Here is a 19,714-nt window from a genome sequence, read left to right as displayed (position 1 = left end):
GCATGCAGCTTCTCGATCAGGTCTTCGTCGGTGCCCTCGGGCTCGGTCTCGGTGGCCTCTAAGCCGGCGAGGATTTCCTTGATGCGGTCGATCGAGGACAGGATCAGCGTCACGGCTTCGGCCTTCACCGGCATGCCGTCGCGGAATTTGCCCATCAACGTCTCGCCGGCATGGGCGAGCGCTTCCAGCCGCGGCAGGCCTAGAAAGCCGCAGGTGCCCTTGATGGTGTGGACCAGACGGAAGATGTTATCGAGAATCTTCGCGTCGCTCGGGTCCTGCTCGAACCGCACCAACTGATTGTCGACCGTATCCAGGCTTTCGTTGGTCTCCGTCAGGAACTCCCGCAACAGGTCATCCATATGAGCACGCCTTCAAAAAAAATCGGATATCGGCCTTCTGAAAAAGTAACCCTCGGGTTTCACGGCAGCGTTAATTTCACGGTCCGTGCTAATACGGAGATGGTGAATAATTTGATGAGCCATGCGCCGCGCCGATTGCGGAACATCGTTCGTGCAAACAGGCGTCGGATATGCCGCCATCGCGGCTTCAGCGATTTTGAAACGAAGAAGGCGGCGGGGTTTCTCCCGCCGCCTTTATCGTTGAGATTGTCGTCCCGCTTAGCGGAGCAGCTGCAGCACGCTCTGCTGCGACTGGTTGGCCAGCGCCAGCGCGGACACTGCGATCGACTGGCGGGTCGACAGCGCCTGGCTGTTGGCCGCTTCCTCGTTGGTGTCGGCCAGCGTCAGGTTGGACGAGCCGGTCTGCAGCACGTTGATCAGGTTCTTCGAGAAGTCCTGACGGATCTGCACGATCGACAGGTTCGAACCGAAGGCCGAAGCCTGGGAACGAAGCGACGAGCTGGCGTTGTTCAGCGCAGTCAGCACCTTTTGCGTCGACGAGTTGTCGATGAAGTCGGTGCCCTGGGCCAGCGACGAGAGGCCGAGGCCAGCCGGATCGAAGTTGACGCCGGAGATGGTCAGCGTCGACTTGCCGGTCTCGTTGAAGGTCAGCTTCAACGTATCGCCATTGAGCAGGTTGACGCCGTTGAAGGACGAGTCCTGCGCGGTGGTCTTGATCTGCTCGATGGTCTGGTTGTACTGGGCAACCAAGCTGGCGCGCGTGGCCTGCGAGTTCGGATCCGCAACCGCGTTGACGACCGCCACGCCTGCGAAAGCGCCGCCCGGATCGGTAGCCGTTCCGCCCAACAGACCGATGTTGAACGAAGCGGCCGCGTTGGTGGTGGTCAGGGTGATCTGGCCGGTGGTGTTGATCGAAGCCTGGAGGTTGTTCGCCGCCAGCGCCGCGTTCAGTTCGTTCAGGTCGGAGACCTCACCGGCATTGGAGCCGAAGGTGATGTTGGTGGCAACGCCGCCGCCGGTCGAGCCGATGGTCAGTGTCTTGCCCGAGAGGCCGGGGTTTGCCGGGGTGCTCGCGGCCGTGGTGCCGGCGGTGAGGCCGAGCTTGGCCAGACCCGAACCGCTGATGGCGAGAGCAGCCGTGGTGCCCGCATTGAGCGTCACGCGGCCGCCGCTGACGGCCGAACCCGTACCGCCGCTGTAAGCGTCGATTTGGGTCAGGACGTTGGCAACCGTCGCGGTCGAGAGGTCCAGGTAGGTGGTGTTGGCGGCAACGCCGGCAGTTTCGCCAAGGGTGGAGTCGTAGAACGCGATCGTCTTGGTGTTGACGACGATCTGGTCGCCCGACGTGAAGTTGCTGGTCAGCGAGTTGGAGCCGACATTGCCCTTCAGCGTGGTGGCGCCGGTGATCTGAGCCGGTGTCGCCGGAGCAGAGGTACGGGTGATGGTGCCCGCGGCGAGGCCGAGCTTGGCCAGGCCGGAGCCGGCGACGGTGACGTCGGCGGCCGTACCCGTCGTGATGGTGAGTTGGCCCGTGCCGCTCACCGTCAAGGTACCGCCGCTCGCGGCATCGAATTCGGTCTTCAACGTGTTGAGCGTGGCGCTCGCGAGATCGATATACTTTTGGGTCGCGGTCGTCGGGCCCTGTTGCGGAACGGAATTGCCCGAGTCGAAGAAGTTGATCGTGACACCGTTGACGACGATCGTGTCCGAGGTCGTGAACTGGTTCGCGGTAGCGAGCGCGTCGGAGGTCGGGCTGGCGGCGCCGGCCAGCCGGGTCGCAAGCGTGACCGGGGCAGGCGTGGTGGCAGCGTTGGTACGAGCATAGGTGCCGGCGGTCAGGCCGAATGAGGCAAGCGCGCCGCCCGTGTCGCTGATGACCAGGTCAGCCGTGGTGCTGCCCGTCAGGGTGATCGCACCGCCAGCCGAGATGCTGGACGAACCGCCCGAAGCGGTATTGATCGCCGTGAGCAAGTCGCCGACCGTATCGTCGAGACGAATGTGGGTCGCGTCCTGCTGACCGGTGCCCGCGGTCGTGAAGGTGATGGTGGTACCGTTGACAACGATCGTTTCGCCGACCGTCGGGGGCGATGAAAGGTTGTCCGAGCCAGCGCCCGCGGCGCCGGAGATGACGGTGGCGGCAGTGATGGGCGCGGCGGTGGTGGTGTTGTCGTTCAGGACCGGGGTGCCTGCGCCGGTCGTGCCGGCAATGTAGGCGCCGAGGTGGTTGTTGTTCCGCACGGCGCCAGCAGCGCCGGGGGTCGCGGAGTAGATCTGCGACACGTTGTTGAATTGGACCGAACCGTTGACCGAGCTATTCACCTGGGGGGTGCCGGCAAGCAGGTCGGAAGCGGTTGCGCTCGAGGTCGCACTGGTCGCGTTCGACTTGACGTAGCCGACGGGCGTCTGCAGCGCCTGGTTGGCGATCGACTTCGCGCTGTCGACCAGCTTCTGCAGCGAGGTGATGCCGGTGTTGGCAGCCTGCAGCACCTGCACGCCGTTGCCGATACCATCGAGCAGGTTGTTGATGTCGCTGGCGCGCGAGTCGAGCGAGGACGCCGTGAAGAAGTTGGTCGGGTTGTCGAGGGCCGAGTTCACCTTCTTGCCGGTGGCAAGGCGATTCTGCGTGGTGGCGAGCAGATCAGCGGTGGACTGCAGGGAGAGGAGGTTCTGGCGAACCGACGATGAAAGAACAATACCGGACATGTCGTTTCCTTCTGGGTTTGAGGTCAATTCTTTGACCGTCGCATCGATACCCGCCAGAATTTAACAAGGCCTCAACGCGCAGGCTCACATTCTATGGAACGGGGTGAGACCCGTACTGGTACGGTAACGGTATCGCGGCTTGCTTAACGAATGGATAAGCGGCAGTCCGTCGGAACGGACGATGCGACGGGAGTGACGAAATCAAGATTCTCCGAGCATGCGCTCGATCGCAGTGGGCGCCTGCGTTCGCGCGCTGCGGCGATGGAGCCGGCCTTTGCCAGCTCAGCAACCGCGCGTCGCAATGAACAACCCTTTGGGCTTTTGCGCCGAAGGATACGAGCAAGTCCAAGCATCTGCCCTCCGCGCTTGGCCACCTCCATCTCGACGCCGCTCTTTCGGCCCTTCACCTTACGCTCCCGCCACTCGCTTCCTGTCTCGGGCCACTTTCAGCTTCGCTGGCAAGGCACGCTGTCGTGCTGGTGAAAAGAGAATCCCCTCAGTCATCAGTGCGACCTGGGTATGGTTAACGAAATCTAAAGAAGAACGTGGGGGGCCCGCTGCCTCAATCTTCCGCGCGCCTGGCTCATTCGACCGGGCAATACCGCTGAAGCGGGCTCGCGCTTCGGCGAGGCACTCGTTGACGACCGCCAACAGCGCCCTTGGCCGTGAACGGCTTGCACAGGCAGCGCGCGGCAACCGAGTTCGGGCGCCATGCGGCAGGAAATCCGGCCTTGACAGCCCCCCGACGGCGGCGCCGCCAGCCTTGCCGTATTTCTTCCATGCCGGTTCCGGTTGCTTCAGGCCGCCGGGCCACTCGGTCTGCCCGTTACAGTGCATAAGGTCGGATTCGCCGCTCGCCCGGCCGCAATCGATCCAAGGCTCCCCAGCTTCTTCTTTTGACGCACCCCCGGGACGCGCCCGCTCCGCATCGATTGCTTGCAGATCCCATCGGCGGTGGGGGCTCGCATCGCGGCGTCCACGAAACGTCGGCCCGTCACAGGGTGCTCGCCCTGGCCGGGGCGCCGGTGAATGAATCTCCGTTTGCCCGACCGCGGCGCCTTGATGATGCGATCATTGATCCGCACGATTTTGTCGGGAAGCCCTCGCGATCAACGCCGGCCAAAGCGCCCGTCGCAGCATCTCGGGCACGGCCGGACGCTGCAGATTTTCGCGTCATCGACGAGAGCAGCGCATCGAAAACCCTGTCACGGCAAGAGCAGGCCTTGGCGATGCAGGCGCGGCAGCGCCAAACCTGTGCGTCCTTTTGGCAATTTTTCTTGCCAATGAAGTATGCAAGGATCATCCTGCATTTCGGATAGTAGGCAGCAGAGACCGGCTTGGCCCGTAAGGCAGGAGGCTGTTTTGGATTCAGCCCCTCGTTCTCCGAATGGATTTCTGTCCTCGCTGACCGCGGACGATTTTGAGTTGATTCGTCCTCATCTCCGCGCCGCCGACCTCAGTCCCGACATGGTCCTGGTCGAAGTCGACGAAGCGCTCAAGCGCGCGTATCTTCCGCACAAGGGCGTTATCTCGCTGGTCGTGAAGCTGGCGCGCGGCGAGCATGTCCAGGTCGCGATGATCGGTCGCGACAGCATCTTCGGTGCATTCTCCGCGCTTGGCGACGCCGTTGCGCTCAACAGCGCCGTGGTGTTGGTGCCCGGCACCGCTTCGACGATCGATCTCGACCAACTCCGGATCGCAGCCGACCAGAGCACGACGTTCCGCACCGAACTGGTACGGCACGGCCTCGCCGTCTATGCACAGATCCAGCAGACGGCAGGCTGCAACGCCTCGCACACGGTGGAATCGCGGCTGGCGCGATGCCTGTTGCATACGCGCGACCTCTCCGGCAGCGACAAGATCGTCCTGACCCAGGAAGCGATGGCCCAGATGATCGGCGCGCGCCGCAACAGCGTTTCGCTGGTGGCCAACACGCTGCAGCATGCAAACTTCATCCATTACAGCCGCGGGCACATCGAAATCACCAATGTGGACGGCCTGATCAAGACCTCCTGCGAGTGCTACGCGACGGTCAAGGCGCAATACACGCGGCTGCTGCATCCGCGCATCCACTGCGCGGCCGCATGACGGCTTTCCGCGATCGACGACCGCTGCGGCCCGATCTGTGATACGCATCGCAGTACCGTTGCGCGCAATGATTGCGCCATTCCCGCGGTATCTCACCGTATTACTACGCTAATCGCGGCCCTGCGGCGTTTCCGCCGGTCCCGAATTAACGCGCTGTTCAACGACCCCTGATAGTTGTCACGGTGCTGACGGGTGCGGGTTCGAAAGGCAATCGAGACTCTTTCGCGTGCAACGCGCATTCACCTGTGTTCGGCGGCTTGCTGCTTGCGCGGAGTAAAACATGGCTTTTGACCTGTCGATGCCGATCCTGGTGGTCGATGACTACAGCACCATGATCCGCATCATCCGTAACCTTCTCAAGCAGCTCGGATTCGAGAATGTCGACGAGGCCAGCGATGGATCGGCCGCGCTCGCCAAGATGCAGACCAAGCGATACGGCCTCGTGATCTCCGACTGGAACATGGAGCCGATGACCGGTTACGACCTGCTCAAGGAAGTCCGCGCCAGCCCTGAATTTTCCAAGACGCCCTTCATCATGATCACGGCGGAATCCAAGACTGAAAACGTCATTGCTGCGAAGAAGGCCGGCGTCAACAATTACATCGTCAAGCCGTTCAACGCCGCGACGCTGAAGACCAAGATGGAAGCAGTATTCCCGGACGCAGCCGGCTGACATCGCTCGAAAGGCGCCGCCAACCGCAAGGCTGCGCCTGCATCCGCTCGTGCTCCTCGATGCCGATGCCACGACATGCATGCGGCGCTCCTCACGAGAATCCCTTTCGACAGCCGAGCCGGTTCGCTCCGCCGCGCAGTTAGCCGTACTTCTACGGTTAGAGATTTTCACCTCCGGATAACGTTGACTGAGGATAGTTGCGTGGACGAAGGAGTCCCCTCATGTTCACGTTTGAAACGAGCGATCAGAAAGAAGTGCGGCGTTTCCGTATCGCGCAGTTCAATGGCAGGACCGCCACCGTGCGCGCGGCCGGATCGGCGGTTACCGGCCACGTTCGATCCATCGTGGAAAACAAGTCGAGTGTTCCGGCGGCGTGGACCATCACGATCATCCCGGAAGAGCCCAGGCCGACGCCCGCGCTGCGGCCCGCGCCCCGCGGCCGTCCCTTCATGGAAGACCTCTGCTGAACGGCTGAACGGGCGATCTTAAGATCGCCGGCATGTCCACTACCCCACATCGATAGCTTGAGGCCGCGCGCTCAGCCGCGCTTCACGGATATTGCGTCGGGAAAGATCAGGCGGGCTGCAGCAGCGCCTTGCGAACCAGATCCGCGGTATTGCGGGCGCCAAGCTTGCGCATGGCCTCGGCGCGATGACTCTCGAACGTCCTTGGGCTGATGTTCATCCGCAGGGCGCCCTGCTTGTTGGAGCAACCCTCGCTGATCAGGCTGAGCACCTCGCGCTCGCGCTTGGTCAGTGGCTTCTGGCCGGACTCCAGCGCAAGCGCCTGGCCCGGCTTGCGGGCGCCATCCGCGGGCCGGCGGACCTGACCCTCGCCTGCCTGCCTGCAAAGGACATCGGAGGTGGCCGCCGGATGACTGTCCGACATCTGCTTCACCAGGGCGCAGACACGTTCGGTCTGCTGAAGCGCGTTCTCCACCACCCGCTGCAGATAGAGCCGGTTGCCGGGTGACTGAGAAAACTGGTGGCTGTGCTGCTTGATCTCATTCATGTAGAGCAGCAACGCCGTCAGCGGCCCGTTCAACTGCCGGGCAATCGCCGCGCCCGCCTCCTCCGCGGCCCGCGAGCGCGCAGCGGACAATTGGACGATGTCAGAGCTCTCTTCGAAGGGCGTGACGCTTTCCATCCACGTGGTGAAGTGCGAATCAGCGGCTCGATGGTCTTGTCCTGACATATAACTATTTTATCGGTTCCATCCTTTATCATGGTTAATTTCGGGCACAGTAAGAATACGGAGAAATCCAGCAATGCCAGCAGCGGAAAGAAGTGAATCTGCCCAAATTGCGCGAAATCGTCAGGGAAGCTGGCCGTCTTGAACCAAATGGCGTGAATCGCTCTTAAGAATTGGACCGCTTCCGCCCCGTATTTTCACGGTACCTTCATTTACTTTGTTAATGGATCACAACCGCTTTCGTCCGCTTTCCGGGCCGGCCGGCGTCCGAACCGGCGCCCCGCGGACATGCCGCCGTGCCCTTCCCGGCGACGACGTCCGCCCGCGATCTTCGGCTCAAGTGTCGGAACGGCTGCCGTCGCGGCGCCCAATCAAGAGCGGCGCAGCTTGAGGAACTTCTCGAGAAATCGTCCCGAGAGGACAAATCTGAACCACCAATAGGCCATCCGCCGCGTCGTCATGGTTCGATCCTTGCTGGCTGGGCGGGCCACGCTTCAGGGCGGATTAGCGCAAACGCTTTCGCGTGGGTGTGAATTGCCTCACAACCGGCCGCGAAGACGCCGGCTCATGCCGCCAATTTGATCGATTCCGATTTACGGGCTGGCGCAGCGTCGCGGCGCACGAAAAGGCAGCAGCAATAAGCGTCAGGCCGTCAACAGCGCCTTCCGCCGGCCAACCCGCGCGATGGATTGCTCTATCGCCGACGCGGACAGGATTCTATCGCGCAGGCTTTCACCGATGTGCTCGGCGACTGCGGCCATTTCCTGTTCCTGATCGAACAGGTTGTTGCCGATGCAGAGCATATCCATGCCCGCCTTGAGCGATTGCAGGGTGGCTTCTTTCGTGCCGAGCGCCTTCTGCAATCCCTGCATCTGCATGTCGTCGGTGATCAGGAGCGTATCCGGAAGACGCTTGCGCAAACGGCCGAGCCCTGCCGCCGACAGCGTCATCGGGCGCTCCCGATCCCATTGCCTGACGATCGCGTGGCTGACCAGCACCGCATCGCCGAACATTTTTGACGCAAGCGAATAGAACAGCTCTTCCTGCTCCGGCCGCAGCGTATCCGAAATATCCATGAAGTCCTGATGCGAATCCACCATCGCGCCGCCGATGCCGGGGAAATGCTTGAGGCAAAGACCTATGCGCTGCGCCCGCGCCACCTCGCTTGCCAGCAGCGCATTGGCTTCCACCTCCGCGATGTCAGCGGAATAGGAACGCTTGATCTTGCCAATGTTCGGATTATCGGGATTGTAGTCGACGTCGATGACAGGCGCGAAATCATAGTGAATGCCGAGCCGCCGCATCTCGGCAAAGCTCGCGGTGAGAAGCGCGCGCTTGTGATCCGGCGCGAGTTGGTTGAATTCCTTGGCGCTCGGCAACGGCGCAAAGCCGCGGCCTTCCTTCAGCCGCCGCACCAGGCCGCCCTCCTGATCGATGAACACCATCGGCTCCGACGGCAGCGCCGAAATCTCCGCGCAGAGGCGCTGCACCTGTTCGGGTGAACAGATGTTGTTGTCGTATCGTTGCGTCCGGCAGGAATAGTCGAACAGGATGACGCCGCCGAGGCCGTAGCGGGTGGCGAATTGCTTCAGCCAATCGGGAACGGACTTGCCGAAGAAGCCGAGAATGAAGAGCTCGCCGATGCGCATGGCCTTACGTATCGCATTTCAGGTGCGGCCGGTTTGGTAAATCAGCGGACCCCGCCATGAGGCGCCGGTCACCGGGCCGTGCGTGACGTTGGTCACATTGCGCCGCGAGGAGAGTTCCTATGGTTGCAGCAAGGCAGAGCGATCCCCGCGCTGCACACGACGCCCAGGAGACTCTCCATGACTAGCATCACGAAAATCATTCCGGCCGCTATCGGCGCTCTGGCGCTGGCCGCGGCATCTCTGACGATCCCGAGCCAGGCTTTCGCCGGTGGTCACGGCCATGGTCATGGCCACGGTCACGGCCATCACCATCATGGTCATTTCGGACATGGCCACGGCCACTGGCACGGCCATCACCATCATTTCCGCCCTCACTTCCATGTTTATAACAGCTGCTGGAAGTGGACCCCCTACGGCAGGGTCAACGTCTGCTACGTCTATTGATTCGTAACCGAAGAAAAAGCTCGTCCGGGCCTCGCTCGGGCGAGCTTCTCGATACGTCTGATGTCGCGCGGCTCCGGGACCAAATTGCGCGTGCCAACGCCGAAGTCACCCGCTGTGCCTGCGCCCGCAAATTCTCCATAACGTCTGCAAATCCGGGGCAAACCCGGCACACCCGCGGCTAGCGCTCTCGCGGAGGCGTGCTCGCAACATCCGCACGCGCAATAACAACCTCCTTCAGCAATCCGGCACGGCTGAAAGGAAGCAGGCGCCGCTCGACATCGTGCAGCATTGCATTGACCTTGTTGCCGAGCACCGCGGGCGAAGAACCTGAGAATGTGAGCATGCGGCTGGCCAAATCTCTTGCGCTTAGTTCGTGGCTACTTTCTGCCGCGATCGGCTCGCCAAGGTGAAATCGTGTGCCGGCAAGAATGGCCGCGAGATCGGAACGATAGCGCCTGTGGTCTGTCCGCGCCCCAGACCAAAATCGTCGCGCCTCATCATATGCCTCAAGCCAACCGTTGCGGCCATCGGCCGCGGAGCGCGCCGAGCAGACGAGAACCACGCCGCCCGGAGCGACCAGCCGTTCCAGGAGCGGACCAATGAGGTCGCGATCCATTCCAGTGCAGCGCGCGACCGATCGTGACGACGTCGAACGATCCAACGTCGCGCGGCAGCGCCTCGGCCGCGCTTTCTATCAGCGCAAGTTCATGGCCTGCGCGAGCCGCGGCCCGTCCTGTGACCTCGACCATGGCCGGCTCCGGATCCACCCCCACGATCCGTCCGACATACGGGGCAAAGCCGAGAGCGATGAGGCCGGGCCCCGTGCCGAGGTCGATCACAGCATGCTGCTTGCCAAGTCTCAGACGTTCCGCGACAGCCCGGAAGAATTCGGGCGGATAGGGTGGACGAAATTGCGCGTACAGTGCGGCGGTTGTGGCGAAACGACCCATGCCGGAAATCTGTGGCGTCGCACCGGACGTGACCAGCTTGCGCGGATCACGTTTGGCGGAGGAAGCGCGTAAAGCCCGGCATGATCAAACAATCGTGCACGGATCCCCGCTTGAAGTGATTGGGCTCTTGCGCCGCGGTTTTCTAGCTTTCCCCTACGCGGGCTTCCGATAGTCAACCTTCAGATCGCGGGCTCATTTGCCCGCGTGTGGCAATTTCGCATGCAGGTCCGGATGGCGGCGGCTTCAACGAGATCGTGGCTTTGCCGCTCAAGCGCAGCTCTGGGTCTCTCGCTGGTACTTCTGCTCGGCGGGGCGCAGGCCATTCGTGCGGATCCTGAGATGGACGCGCATGTAAGAGAGATCGTCACCGAGAACCTTGCTCCGCTGACGACGGCCGACCATCCGGGCGGCGTCGCCGCCGCCGCTTACGTCGCCGGTCGGATACAGTTTTTCAATTTCGGCTTCGCCGATGAGGCCGGGAAGCGGCCCGTCACGTCGGACACGCTGTTCAATGTCGCTTCGGTGCGAAAGCCGTTTGAGGCCACGCTCGTCGCGCTCGGCGAACTCCGCGGCGAATTGAGCCTGAACGATCCCGTCAACAAATACGTTCCCGAATTGCACGGCGACTATATCGGTCGGGTCACACTCGGCCAGCTCACGACCCACACATCCGGTCTGTTGCTGCCGACGGATCATCCGCCGTGGCCAAACGCCTCGTATTCGCTGGCTGAGTTCATCGGCATGCTCAACGCCTGGACGCCGCACGCCGGCGATGCGCCCGGCAAGCAGCGCATCTATACGCATGCGGGCTACGTCCTGCTCCAGCTCGCACTCGAGCGTCGCTATGGCGTTCCGATCCGACAGCTTGTCGAAACCCGCATTCTGACGCCGCTCGGCATGCATTCCACGGTGATGCCGGAACGCGGGCCGGACAACCATGCGATCATGCCGCCGGAACTGTTGCAAAAAACCGTCCAGGGCTATTCCGAGCTGGGCACGCCGATCGGCGCTCCCGGAAACCAGCAGGGCTATTTCGATTTCCCGGGCACCGGACAGATGTTCTCGACTGCGCGGGACCTCGCCACCTTCATGGCGGCCTGCATCGACGGCAACGTGGCCGATCCGCAGTTACGCGAGGCCTTGCGAATGACCCAGCGCGAGGCATTCCGTATCGACCAGCAGTTCGGGCAAGCGATGGCCTGGGAAAATATCACTTTCAGCGGAATTGACATCGTCGACAAACCGGGCGGCCTCAACAATGCGTCCGCCTATGTCGGACTGGTACCGAAGCAAAGGATCGGCTTGCTTCTCCTGGTGAACCGCGGCGAATTTTCTCATGAGATCGGCCGCTATCACATCCTCCCGGCGTTGGCGCGGTAGCAGGCTGAGGGATTCGATTCCCGCGCGAGGTGCCGCATCCTTGATGCGCATTGCCTTCCTCAGGCCGGCGCGGGTCGGCCGGAACTGACGAAGAAAACCGGGTTCCGACAGCAACAAACGCAATATGTGACAGGCCGCACATTTGCCCCCGCGCAAGTGAGCTAGGGTTCAGTTCACGAGAGGCGCTGTGGGGGGACTACCCGCGTTGGCCGCTCGACGACTTTCCGGCGTAACAGAACCAAGCTGAAAGCGTGTACGATGCAGCGCATCTCCAGTTTCCAATCCATGAAACGGGCAGCCGTCGTTGTTGCCTGTTGCCTCACCGTGCTGACCGGCCTCCCCGCTGCTGCGCTTGCCGACTCCGCGTCCGATCGTGAGATGGCCAATCGCTACGAACAGGCGGCGCAGGCGGGCGATGATGAGGCCCAGTTCTATACCGGGGCACTCTATTCAGCGGGCGTCGGCCGTCCGCGCAGCGACCAGGAGGCATTTCGCTGGTTCTCGCGCGCGACCGACCAGGGACACGCCCACGCCATGCTGATCGTTGCCGGCCTCTACGCCAGCGGGCGCGGCACACCGAAGGATAATGTAAAGGCCTATAGCTGGGCCCATATCGTCGCGTCCGCGAGCAAGCTCGACGAGGACCGCAACGGCGCGCGGCAACTGATGTCGCTGCTGATGAAGAAGATGACGAGCGACGAGATCGGCCGCGCCGTGGTGGCTGCAAGAGCCTGGCGCGCCGTCCGGGTTGCCGGCATCACCAGGGATTCGGTCAAGGCTTCGAACAAGGCTTCAATTATCGAAAGGGCTGGCGACGAAGCGTCGGACCAACTGGCGGCTGCGCCTCCACCGGCACCAGTGCCTGCACAAGCGGCCGTGCAGCCAGCGCCCGCAACCGCGCCGGCGGCGGCGATCGCGCAGCCGGTGCCATCCAACGTCACGACGTTGCCGGCATCACCCAAGGTCTCGTCGGCAACTCCGGCGAAGAACGCCAAGAGAGACGATGTTCGTGACCTGATGGACCAGGTTCCCTCGGGTCTGCGCAAGCGGTTCGGCTTCTGATTGACAGGACGCGCCATGAAATTGAAGCATCTCATCGCAACCGGCATTCTGACGATCGCTGCGGCCGGGGCCGGCTATTACGCCTATTCCCATTTCCTCCATGCGCCGCTGGTGACCACCAGCATCGCAAGTCTCGCGCCGGTTTCCGAAGCGGTTTACGGCACGGGCACCGTCGAGCCCGAGCGCTGGGCCAAGGTGGTGCCGCTGCAGCGCCGCCGCCTGGTCGAGCTGTGCCGATGCGAGGGACAGGTAATCAAATCAGGCCAGATCCTCGGCCGCCAGGACGACGCCGAAGAGCGCAGCGCGCTGGAGCAGATGGAAATCAATCGGGGCCAGCTCGAACGTGACCTGTCGCGCGCCGAGAAGGATCGCGACAAGAACGACGCCACGCGGACCGAATACGAGCAGCGCTGGACCAAGCTCGAGGATGCAAAATCGCGGATCGCCGCGCAGAAGGTGCGGCTCGACTCGCTGGTGCTGCGAGCGCCGCTCGACGGCATGGTGTTGCGGCGCGACGGCGAGGTCGGCGAGATCGCAGGCCCCACCGACGTCCTGTTCACGGTCGGACCGCCGGCCCCGATGCATGTGGTTGCCGAAATCAACGAGGAGGAGATCAACCGGATCGCGGCCGGCCAGAAGGCCTTTCTGCGCAGCGAGGCGTTTCCCGGCAAGGCGCTGCGCGCCAACGTCTCCCAGATCACGCCGAAGGGCGACCCGACCCGCAAGACCTTCCGGGTTTATCTGCGACTGCCACAGGATACGCCGCTGCGCATCGGCATGTCGGTCGAGGTCAACATCATCTTCCGCGAGAAGCAGGCAGCGGTGGTCGTGCCGGCCGAAGCCGTCGCGGGCGATTCGGTTCAGACGGTCGATGACGGCCGGATCCGGCGCGTGCCGGTGAAAGTCGGCATCCGCGGCAACCGCAATATCGAGGTCATCGGCGATCTGTCCAAGGGCACATCAGTGCTTTCGCCCGCCCGCATCGATCTCGCCGATGGCGCCAGGATTCGCATCGACAGCAGCAGCCTGACCAGGGCAATGGAACCGGCGCCCGCGAGTGAACCGGCCGATCAGCCTGCCGCGACGCCCGAGGCCGACGTCGTCGCCTCCGCCACTACAGCTCGTGCGGACCCGGATGATGCGGTGATTTCGGCAGCTATCACCGCCCACATCGATTCCGTCGTCAACGACGCGCGCCGTAACCTCATCAGCAACAGCCGGTAGTCGCCGTGAAGCTTATATTCAACATCGCATGGACCCATGTCAGCACCCGCGTGCGGCAGACCCTCGTCGGCATGGCCGGCGTGTCGATGGGCGTCGGCTTCACCATCATGATGGCGGGCCTGATGCAGGGCTCGCAGCTCGACTTCCTGCGGCAGCTTGTCGACACCATGCCGCATATCACGATCGAGGATGAGCGGCGCTCCGTGCCGACGCAGCCTGCCGAGCAGGAATATGGGGCGGTGCAGATGGCCGACATCGCCAATGTCAGCAAACGTCCCGGCATCAAATATCCTGAGACGGTGATGAATTCGCTGCGCTCCTGGATACCAGGAGACGTAGCTCCCTCGGCGAAGACCACCGCGATCATCAATCACGGCGGCGCGCGCATCGGCATCACCTTGACCGGCATTGACCCCCGCCGTGAGGTTCAAGTCTCGAAACTCGCCTCGCAAATGCGTGAGGGAAAAATCGATGACCTCTCACGTGCGCCGAACGGCATCATCATGGGCGAGGCTTTGGCCGAGAAACTCGGCGTGAAAGCCGGTGACACCGTTCTCCTGATTGGCGGCCAGGGCATTCAATTGAATTCGACGGTGGCCGGGCTGTATCGCTCCGGCATGAAGCGCGTCGATGAGAGCCAGATCTATTCGCTGATGGGGCCGGCGCAGGTCATGATGGGGCAGAACGGCGTCGTCAACCAGCTACGGCTGCGGTTGAACGATCCGATGTTGGCGCAAAAGGTCGCCGCGCAGGTCGAAGCGCAGACCGGCTACAAGTCGGTGTCCTGGCAGGAAGCCAATGCCGACCTGCTGTCATCCTTTACCGTGCGCGATTTCATCGTGCTGACGGTGATGGGCGCGATGCTGCTGACCTCGTCCTTCGCCACCTACAACATCATTTCGACCATCACGCACGAGAAACGGCAGGACATCGCGATCATGAAGTCGCTGGGCATGCGCGAATATGCGGTCCGACGCATCTTCATCATCGAAGCCGCCATCATCGGCATTGTCGGCATCCTGTTCGGTTGGGTCCTGGGTTACCTGCTCTGCTACGGCTGGTCGAAGATCACGATCTTCAGTCCGCTGACGGGCACCACCACGCCGATATCGATCCATTATTCAGCGATGCACTATGTGGTCGTCGGCGCCATATCGCTGCTGTGCTGCGCAGGCGCGGCCTACTTCCCGGCACGCAAGGCAACGCGGGTTCATCCAGTTGAAATCATCCGGGGAGCGTCATGACCGAAGTTGCCTTGCAGGCGGTAGATCTCGTTCGTCGCATCGAAGGCGATGTTTCTCACACCCTCGTCAACGGCATCGATCTGGCGGTGAACAAGGGCGAATTCGTCGCCATCACCGGGCCGTCGGGATCTGGCAAATCGTCACTGCTTTATCTGCTGGGCCTGCTCGACGCTCCCAGCGAGGGTGAGATCATGATCTGCGGCCAGCCGACTTCGAAACTGTCGGAATCCGAGCGCGCCGATGTCCGCCTGACCAAATGCGGTTTCGTGTTCCAGTTTCACTTCCTGCTGCCGGAGTTCACCTCGCTCGACAATGTGCTGCTGCCGATGCGCGCCGCGGGCGTGATGGCCGAAGGCGCGATGCGCGAGCGCGGCCTTGCGCTGCTCGGCTCGCTCGGGCTTGCCGAGCACGCCAACAAGCGTCCCAACCAGCTCTCCGGCGGCCAGCGCCAGCGCGTCGCGATCGCCCGCGCGCTGGCCAACCGCCCCGAGATCATCGTGGCCGACGAGCCGACCGGCGCGCTCGATACCAAATCGACGGAACAGGTGTTCTCGATCCTTCGCGACATCGCCGACAACGGCCAGACCGTGATCGTGGTGACCCACGACCCGGCCCTCGCCGCCCGCGCCGACCGCCGCGTCCATATCGTCGACGGCAAGATCGCCGAGATTACGGAGCGGGGCGGAGCTGAGCTGGTTTCGCCGTCCATCGCGCCGTGTGAAATCTCGCACGCGTGAACAGGGCGCCATCGACAAGAAGAGGCTGCTGCTCACTCCCGCAATCGTCTATCTGCGTGGCACGAGGATGGGCACGGCTCCGCTGATAGAACGGCGCTGGTTGACGTTCGTGAGCACAAGAACGAATTCGGGCAAATCGAAACTCAAATTGATCCCCCCGATTTTCTTGAAGCGCGGTAGCGAAACGATTTGGGCGGTACCGTCCGGACCAATGCGGTAAATGCCGTCGATACCGACCGCCCATAGAGTATCAACGTCACGAGCGAGCCCAAAGAAGGCTACGGCGCTGAAAGGCTCATCGTCCTTGGTACTGCCACCTGAAGGCTTGTCACGATACGGTTTGTAATAAAGCCGTTTCACCTGATCACCGCAAACCTCGACCACGCGACCGTGCGGCCGAAAGTGAACGAGGCCGACTGCGGCGGCAATGCAGCCAGGTTTCCAGGGCACCGAGACGATACCATTGACTGGATCGCACGCCGTATTGAGTGGCCCCCCGCATAACTCTCCGGTCGCGTTGTGCTCAATCACTGTAACCTTGCCGCTATGCCGATCTATGCGACGCAATCCACCGCCCCATTCACCGACATTGATACCGACGAAGAATTGGTCGGGCGTTCCATGGGGTGTATTGACCAGCCCGCCGTTCAGCGGCTCGGACAGCGTCACCGTACTCTGTCTGTTGCCGTCGAGGTCAATAAGTCGGCGCGTGGTCAGGAGCGTGACCCGGTTCGCGGCGCAATCCATAGCGAGTAATAGGTCGCCCTCTGCCTTTATCGTGGCCGCGACGGACCATGCGCCCTCGGCACGCCGGCGAAGCGTCCATTCAGAGCCGCTGCCGTTCGTGTAAGTGATCACCATCGGATGCCGGTCGAACACGCATAGGTCGAAGGCCTTTTCGGGGAGCTTTTCTACAACCCGTGTGTCCTGCCCCTCCGTGACGGACGAGAGAGTGCCAGCATCCGAAAGAATCCAGAGGCGCCCGTCCGCAAAGACAGCACGTGTCAGAAAGGCTTCATGGCCCGGGTGCTCGGGTTCGATGGCGGACGCCGGGGCCGGGAGAACGGTGGCGCCCCCGAGGAAGAGCAAGCCAGCGAGCGTCGACAGCGGACGCGCGAGGCCTGCTTCGGCCCTCCGACCTTGCAAAGCCGAAATGGTGCTTTGCATGCGTCTGATAAAGGCTCGAATGATCATGATTTCCTAACACGTCGAGAGATTGAGGCTGCCTGACCTGACATCCTATACAATCAAATCTCGCAGGTTTCGCGCTGCAATTCCAGGGTGCGCGACGAAGTCGACGAGGGCATTTGGCTCGCATCCTTCCTGCACGACGATCCCAGATGCTTCGATTGGATTCTCGCCGAGCACTTGCACGGCAAACGCGCCCGCACGAACGGCTCTGGTCCGCGCGCTCGTGCGGCTTATGTTCATGCCGACGTGCGCGAGGCACAGCTGCAGTTGCAGCTGTGCCCCATTACGGCAAACACCCAAGGCCTTAGCGTTACAGCAATCCGACCTTGTGCATGATCTCCCGAATCTGCGCCGGGTTGGGATCCATCATGGTTGGGGCTGATGTCGCGCCCGTCGTTTGGGCCGGACCGCGCGCGACGTGGCTCGCACCGTTCTGCATCGGCTGGGCGGACTGCGGCGCCATTGCACCGGCCGGAATCATGCTCGGTGCGTCGACCTGCGCCAGTCCCAGCAGACGACGGAGCGTATCCAGCGAGGGATCGGCTACAGGCGCGGCGGCGCCCGGGGCGACGCCCGTTTCGAGGCCCAGCGCCCGCATCGCGTTCGGCAATCCGGCGCCGGTACGGTTTGGATCACCGAATTGCAGCGGCGTCGCTGTTTCCTTCAGGATCTGGAACAGCCGCTCCACGCGGCGTCCGTCGCGATTCTGGAACGCACCCTTGAAGTCGGGGTGATGCGCCAGCACCAGCGCGGCCAGGCCCGTGACGTGCGGTGTCGCCATCGAGGTGCCGTCCCATGCGCCGAAGCCATCAGCCGGGAGCGACGAGACGATGCCGACGCCGGGCGCGCAGACGTCGATCTCCGGCCCGAAGCAGCTGAACTTTGCCGGGAAATATCCGTCGCGACTCCGGAAGCCATCCAACGCCTGCTGCGCATGGTAGCTGTCCTCGGGGAATTCGCCCCATTTGCCCATCGCAGCGACCGCCAGGCAATGCGGCGTCGAAGCCGGAAACTGTACCGGCCCCGAGGAGTTTCCGGCCGCGATGATGCAGGCCATGCCCAATTGCTTGGCCCGAACGATGCGATCCTCGATGATCTTCGAAGGCTCGCCGCCACCCAGGCTCATGTTGGCGACGTCGATGCCCTGCTCCATGCAGTAATCGAGCGCCGAGACCAGATCGCTGAACCGACCACCGGGGAAGATTCGGCAGACATGGATCTCCGCCGCGGGCGCGAAGCCGCGAATGCCGCCACCGCCGGGGACCGGCCCGCCGGCGATGATCCCGGCGCAATGCGAGCCGTGACCGATCGTATCGACGGTCCAGGCCATTTTATCATTGCCGACGATGCTGGTGCCGCGCGTGACGCCGCGCAAATTGCGATGGGTGGGCGCCGTGCCGGAATCGATGACCGCGATTTTCACACCGGCGCCATCATAGCCCGGGGGCACACGATCAAGACCCATCGCGCGCTCACCCCAGCCCATCAACTGCCGGCCGGGGAAGTCGCGCAGCGACGCAGCGAGGGCTCTCACGACGATCCGGTTGACACTATTGGGAACGAGCTGCGGGCGATCGAGCCAGAAAGTCCAGTAGTCGACCTTCGCCTTGACGAGGATCGACCGGATCGTATCCGGCCTTTCGCCTTGAATGCTCAGCGTGACGCGGCCGGCGGCGTCGGTGACACCCTGTGTCGGCCACATGCTGCCGAACACATAGACTTCGGCGTCCGACAGCGGGCCGGTCTGGCCCAGCACCTCGATCGTCGTCGAGAAGCCATCCGCCAACGGCGTGAGCACCCCGGGATTGGGCATTTGCGGCGTGGTCGGGTCGAGCATGTAGCTCAGCCGCTCATCGCGTTCCACCGCCAGACGTGTTCCCGCCTGGGTCTGCAACAGCTTGGCCTTGTCGGGCGCCATGCGGGCGAGTACCAGCGGACTGAGTGGCGCTTGTCCAAGTTCCGCGCTCTGAAATCCGAACAGGCGCGGCGGCTGCACCGTCTTCACCACCTCGATGTCGGGACTGTTGGTGAGCTGCTGGACCACAAAATCGGCACTGAAGGTAGCTACTCCGCTTTGCTGCTGCGGCGCGATCATGAATTGCGCCGGGCGCGGTGCGATCGTTGCGGCCTCCTGCCCTGATGGTGGGGCCGTCGCACCTCCGCCATTTGACGCCGATGCAGCCGGCGCGCCGTTATCGCTTGCTGCGGCGTCGGCCGTTTCATCATGATCACTGTGGCCCGGTGTTCCTGACTTGCTTCGTGCGGCCATATGCGGCCTCCTTGATGTTTTGCGAGTTATGGCTTGCCCACCGAAATCAGTCGGCGTCGAATTGCTTCAGCGTTGAGTTCGGCTCCACCACGATCGTGGTGAATGCCGATTTGAGGCGATTGGCCTGCGTGTTCGTCATGGAAAGGATGACGACGTCGGGCGCTATTTGCGCGACCCGTTTGACGCTGGGTTCGCGCTTCAAGTGATCGGCAAGCTGACCGGATTTGACCGGCTCTCCTTGCACGATGAATTCCTGCGGCGCGTTTGGATCCGCCATCTAGGCTCCATTCCCATCTGCTGCGCGAAGGGCGGACTTGCGTCCGCCCTTCGCCGTCAGGTCTAATGCATCGTGCCGCCGGGCTGACCGGCATCGAAGACGCCCAGTTTGCGACCGATATCCAAGCCGGTCTGCGCACCCTGGCCAATCTTTTTCAGCACGCTCCAGAAGCTCTGCAGCTCCATGTCCGTCGGCGGTGCTTCTGCCGCCGGCTGGAAGCCGGGCTGGCCGGCACTGAAAATGCCCAGTTGCTTGCCGATATCCAGGCCGGTC

Annotated in this window: 20 protein-coding genes; 10 read left to right on the top strand and 10 right to left on the bottom strand. The window is 62.7% G+C overall.

Annotated features, from left to right (window positions below):
• Together CQ12_RS25220 and CQ12_RS25215 are read right to left on the bottom strand one after the other, a co-directional pair.
• On the bottom strand, positions 1-359 hold a 359-nt coding region (locus tag CQ12_RS25220; RefSeq protein WP_197423961.1), incomplete at its 3' end, for an Hpt domain-containing protein.
• Between the two features lie 258 nt (positions 360-617).
• The gene (locus CQ12_RS25215; protein WP_057838005.1) at positions 618-3,062 is read right to left on the bottom strand and encodes a flagellin N-terminal helical domain-containing protein; all 2,445 of its coding nucleotides are present in this window, start codon (positions 3,060-3,062) and stop codon (positions 618-620) included.
• A gap of 1,025 nt (positions 3,063-4,087) precedes the next feature.
• On the opposite strand from CQ12_RS25215, the gene CQ12_RS25210 reads away from it, so the two are divergent.
• The 4 genes from CQ12_RS25210 (at position 4,088) to CQ12_RS25195 (ending at position 6,290) form a co-directional block, all read left to right on the top strand.
• The gene (locus CQ12_RS25210) at positions 4,088-4,381 is read left to right on the top strand and encodes a hypothetical protein (RefSeq protein WP_157088487.1); all 294 of its coding nucleotides are present in this window, start codon (positions 4,088-4,090) and stop codon (positions 4,379-4,381) included.
• Positions 4,382-4,424: 43 nt separating this feature from the next.
• Positions 4,425-5,150 (top strand): Crp/Fnr family transcriptional regulator, encoded by a 726-nt coding sequence (locus CQ12_RS25205; protein ID WP_057838003.1) that lies wholly within the window; start codon positions 4,425-4,427, stop codon positions 5,148-5,150.
• 280 nt (positions 5,151-5,430) lie between these two features.
• On the top strand, positions 5,431-5,823 hold the full coding sequence (locus CQ12_RS25200; protein ID WP_057838002.1) for a response regulator: 393 nt from the start codon (positions 5,431-5,433) through the stop codon (positions 5,821-5,823).
• 221 nt (positions 5,824-6,044) lie between these two features.
• Positions 6,045-6,290 (top strand): hypothetical protein, encoded by a 246-nt coding sequence (locus CQ12_RS25195; RefSeq protein WP_057838001.1) that lies wholly within the window; start codon positions 6,045-6,047, stop codon positions 6,288-6,290.
• Between the two features lie 106 nt (positions 6,291-6,396).
• Here CQ12_RS25195 and CQ12_RS25190 read toward each other — a convergent pair whose 3' ends face one another.
• A complete protein-coding gene (locus CQ12_RS25190) occupies positions 6,397-7,017 on the bottom strand; it encodes a response regulator transcription factor (protein WP_057838000.1) in 621 nt (206 codons plus the stop codon).
• Positions 7,018-7,658: 641 nt separating this feature from the next.
• Entirely contained in the window at positions 7,659-8,663 is a 1,005-nt protein-coding gene (locus tag CQ12_RS25185) for a glycoside hydrolase family 3 N-terminal domain-containing protein (protein ID WP_057837999.1), read from the bottom strand.
• A gap of 177 nt (positions 8,664-8,840) precedes the next feature.
• Here CQ12_RS25185 and CQ12_RS42695 point away from each other — a divergent pair, with 177 nt between their 5' ends.
• Positions 8,841-9,107, top strand: coding sequence for a hypothetical protein (locus tag CQ12_RS42695; protein ID WP_157088486.1), 267 nt, complete (start codon positions 8,841-8,843; stop codon positions 9,105-9,107).
• Positions 9,108-9,285: 178 nt separating this feature from the next.
• Here CQ12_RS42695 and CQ12_RS46655 read toward each other — a convergent pair whose 3' ends face one another.
• Positions 9,286-9,723: a hypothetical protein gene (locus CQ12_RS46655; RefSeq protein ID WP_245310127.1), complete on the bottom strand. Its 438-nt coding sequence runs from the start codon at positions 9,721-9,723 to the stop codon at positions 9,286-9,288.
• Positions 9,614-10,057: a class I SAM-dependent methyltransferase gene (locus tag CQ12_RS46650; protein WP_245310123.1), complete on the bottom strand. Its 444-nt coding sequence runs from the start codon at positions 10,055-10,057 to the stop codon at positions 9,614-9,616. Before CQ12_RS46650 ends, CQ12_RS46655 begins: the two co-directional genes overlap by 110 nt.
• A 339-nt stretch (positions 10,058-10,396) precedes the next feature.
• On the opposite strand from CQ12_RS46650, the gene CQ12_RS25170 reads away from it, so the two are divergent.
• From CQ12_RS25170 to CQ12_RS25150, 5 genes are all read left to right on the top strand, one after another.
• On the top strand, positions 10,397-11,437 hold the full coding sequence (locus CQ12_RS25170; RefSeq protein ID WP_057838006.1) for a serine hydrolase: 1,041 nt from the start codon (positions 10,397-10,399) through the stop codon (positions 11,435-11,437).
• 285 nt (positions 11,438-11,722) lie between these two features.
• On the top strand, positions 11,723-12,499 hold the full coding sequence (locus CQ12_RS25165) for a tetratricopeptide repeat protein (RefSeq protein WP_198164258.1): 777 nt from the start codon (positions 11,723-11,725) through the stop codon (positions 12,497-12,499).
• A gap of 15 nt (positions 12,500-12,514) precedes the next feature.
• Entirely contained in the window at positions 12,515-13,723 is a 1,209-nt protein-coding gene (locus CQ12_RS25160; protein WP_057837996.1) for an efflux RND transporter periplasmic adaptor subunit, read from the top strand.
• A 5-nt stretch (positions 13,724-13,728) separates the two neighbouring features.
• Positions 13,729-14,967: an ABC transporter permease gene (locus CQ12_RS25155; protein WP_057837995.1), complete on the top strand. Its 1,239-nt coding sequence runs from the start codon at positions 13,729-13,731 to the stop codon at positions 14,965-14,967.
• Positions 14,964-15,704 (top strand): ABC transporter ATP-binding protein, encoded by a 741-nt coding sequence (locus CQ12_RS25150; RefSeq protein WP_057837994.1) that lies wholly within the window; start codon positions 14,964-14,966, stop codon positions 15,702-15,704. Before CQ12_RS25155 ends, CQ12_RS25150 begins: the two co-directional genes overlap by 4 nt.
• Positions 15,705-15,752: 48 nt before the next feature.
• Here the strand turns inward: CQ12_RS25150 and CQ12_RS25145 are convergent, their stop codons facing one another.
• The 4 genes from CQ12_RS25145 to CQ12_RS45235 form a co-directional block, all read right to left on the bottom strand.
• Positions 15,753-16,898, bottom strand: a complete 1,146-nt coding sequence (locus CQ12_RS25145) for a hypothetical protein (protein WP_057837993.1) — start codon at positions 16,896-16,898, stop codon at positions 15,753-15,755.
• Between the two features lie 307 nt (positions 16,899-17,205).
• Positions 17,206-19,164, bottom strand: a complete 1,959-nt coding sequence (locus CQ12_RS25135) for a S8 family serine peptidase (protein WP_083519476.1) — start codon at positions 19,162-19,164, stop codon at positions 17,206-17,208.
• A gap of 46 nt (positions 19,165-19,210) precedes the next feature.
• Positions 19,211-19,441, bottom strand: coding sequence for a hypothetical protein (locus tag CQ12_RS25130; RefSeq protein ID WP_057837990.1), 231 nt, complete (start codon positions 19,439-19,441; stop codon positions 19,211-19,213).
• A gap of 62 nt (positions 19,442-19,503) precedes the next feature.
• Positions 19,504-19,714, bottom strand: a 211-nt coding sequence (locus tag CQ12_RS45235; protein ID WP_198164257.1) for a hypothetical protein, incomplete at its 5' end; no start/stop codon positions are given.

Source organism: Bradyrhizobium jicamae, assembly GCF_001440395.1.
In the GTDB taxonomy this organism is placed as follows: domain Bacteria; phylum Pseudomonadota; class Alphaproteobacteria; order Rhizobiales; family Xanthobacteraceae; genus Bradyrhizobium; species Bradyrhizobium jicamae.
The sequence above is the reverse complement of the archived record's forward strand: the minus strand, read 5'-3'. Positions and strand labels throughout refer to the sequence as shown.

Coding starts and splice junctions, on each gene's coding strand:
- CQ12_RS25145 (WP_057837993.1), bottom strand. CDS start 16,898: ATGATCATTCGAGCCTTTATCAGACGCATGCAAAGCACCATTTCGGCT.
- CQ12_RS25185 (WP_057837999.1), bottom strand. CDS start 8,663: ATGCGCATCGGCGAGCTCTTCATTCTCGGCTTCTTCGGCAAGTCCGTT.
- CQ12_RS25150 (WP_057837994.1), top strand. CDS start 14,964: ATGACCGAAGTTGCCTTGCAGGCGGTAGATCTCGTTCGTCGCATCGAA.
- CQ12_RS25200 (WP_057838002.1), top strand. CDS start 5,431: ATGGCTTTTGACCTGTCGATGCCGATCCTGGTGGTCGATGACTACAGC.
- CQ12_RS42695 (WP_157088486.1), top strand. CDS start 8,841: ATGACTAGCATCACGAAAATCATTCCGGCCGCTATCGGCGCTCTGGCG.
- CQ12_RS25160 (WP_057837996.1), top strand. CDS start 12,515: ATGAAATTGAAGCATCTCATCGCAACCGGCATTCTGACGATCGCTGCG.
- CQ12_RS46655 (WP_245310127.1), bottom strand. CDS start 9,723: ATGGATCGCGACCTCATTGGTCCGCTCCTGGAACGGCTGGTCGCTCCG.
- CQ12_RS25135 (WP_083519476.1), bottom strand. CDS start 19,164: ATGGCCGCACGAAGCAAGTCAGGAACACCGGGCCACAGTGATCATGAT.
- CQ12_RS25165 (WP_198164258.1), top strand. CDS start 11,723: ATGAAACGGGCAGCCGTCGTTGTTGCCTGTTGCCTCACCGTGCTGACC.
- CQ12_RS25195 (WP_057838001.1), top strand. CDS start 6,045: ATGTTCACGTTTGAAACGAGCGATCAGAAAGAAGTGCGGCGTTTCCGT.
- CQ12_RS25170 (WP_057838006.1), top strand. CDS start 10,397: ATGGACGCGCATGTAAGAGAGATCGTCACCGAGAACCTTGCTCCGCTG.
- CQ12_RS25130 (WP_057837990.1), bottom strand. CDS start 19,441: ATGGCGGATCCAAACGCGCCGCAGGAATTCATCGTGCAAGGAGAGCCG.
- CQ12_RS46650 (WP_245310123.1), bottom strand. CDS start 10,057: ATGGGTCGTTTCGCCACAACCGCCGCACTGTACGCGCAATTTCGTCCA.
- CQ12_RS25190 (WP_057838000.1), bottom strand. CDS start 7,017: ATGTCAGGACAAGACCATCGAGCCGCTGATTCGCACTTCACCACGTGG.
- CQ12_RS25215 (WP_057838005.1), bottom strand. CDS start 3,062: ATGTCCGGTATTGTTCTTTCATCGTCGGTTCGCCAGAACCTCCTCTCC.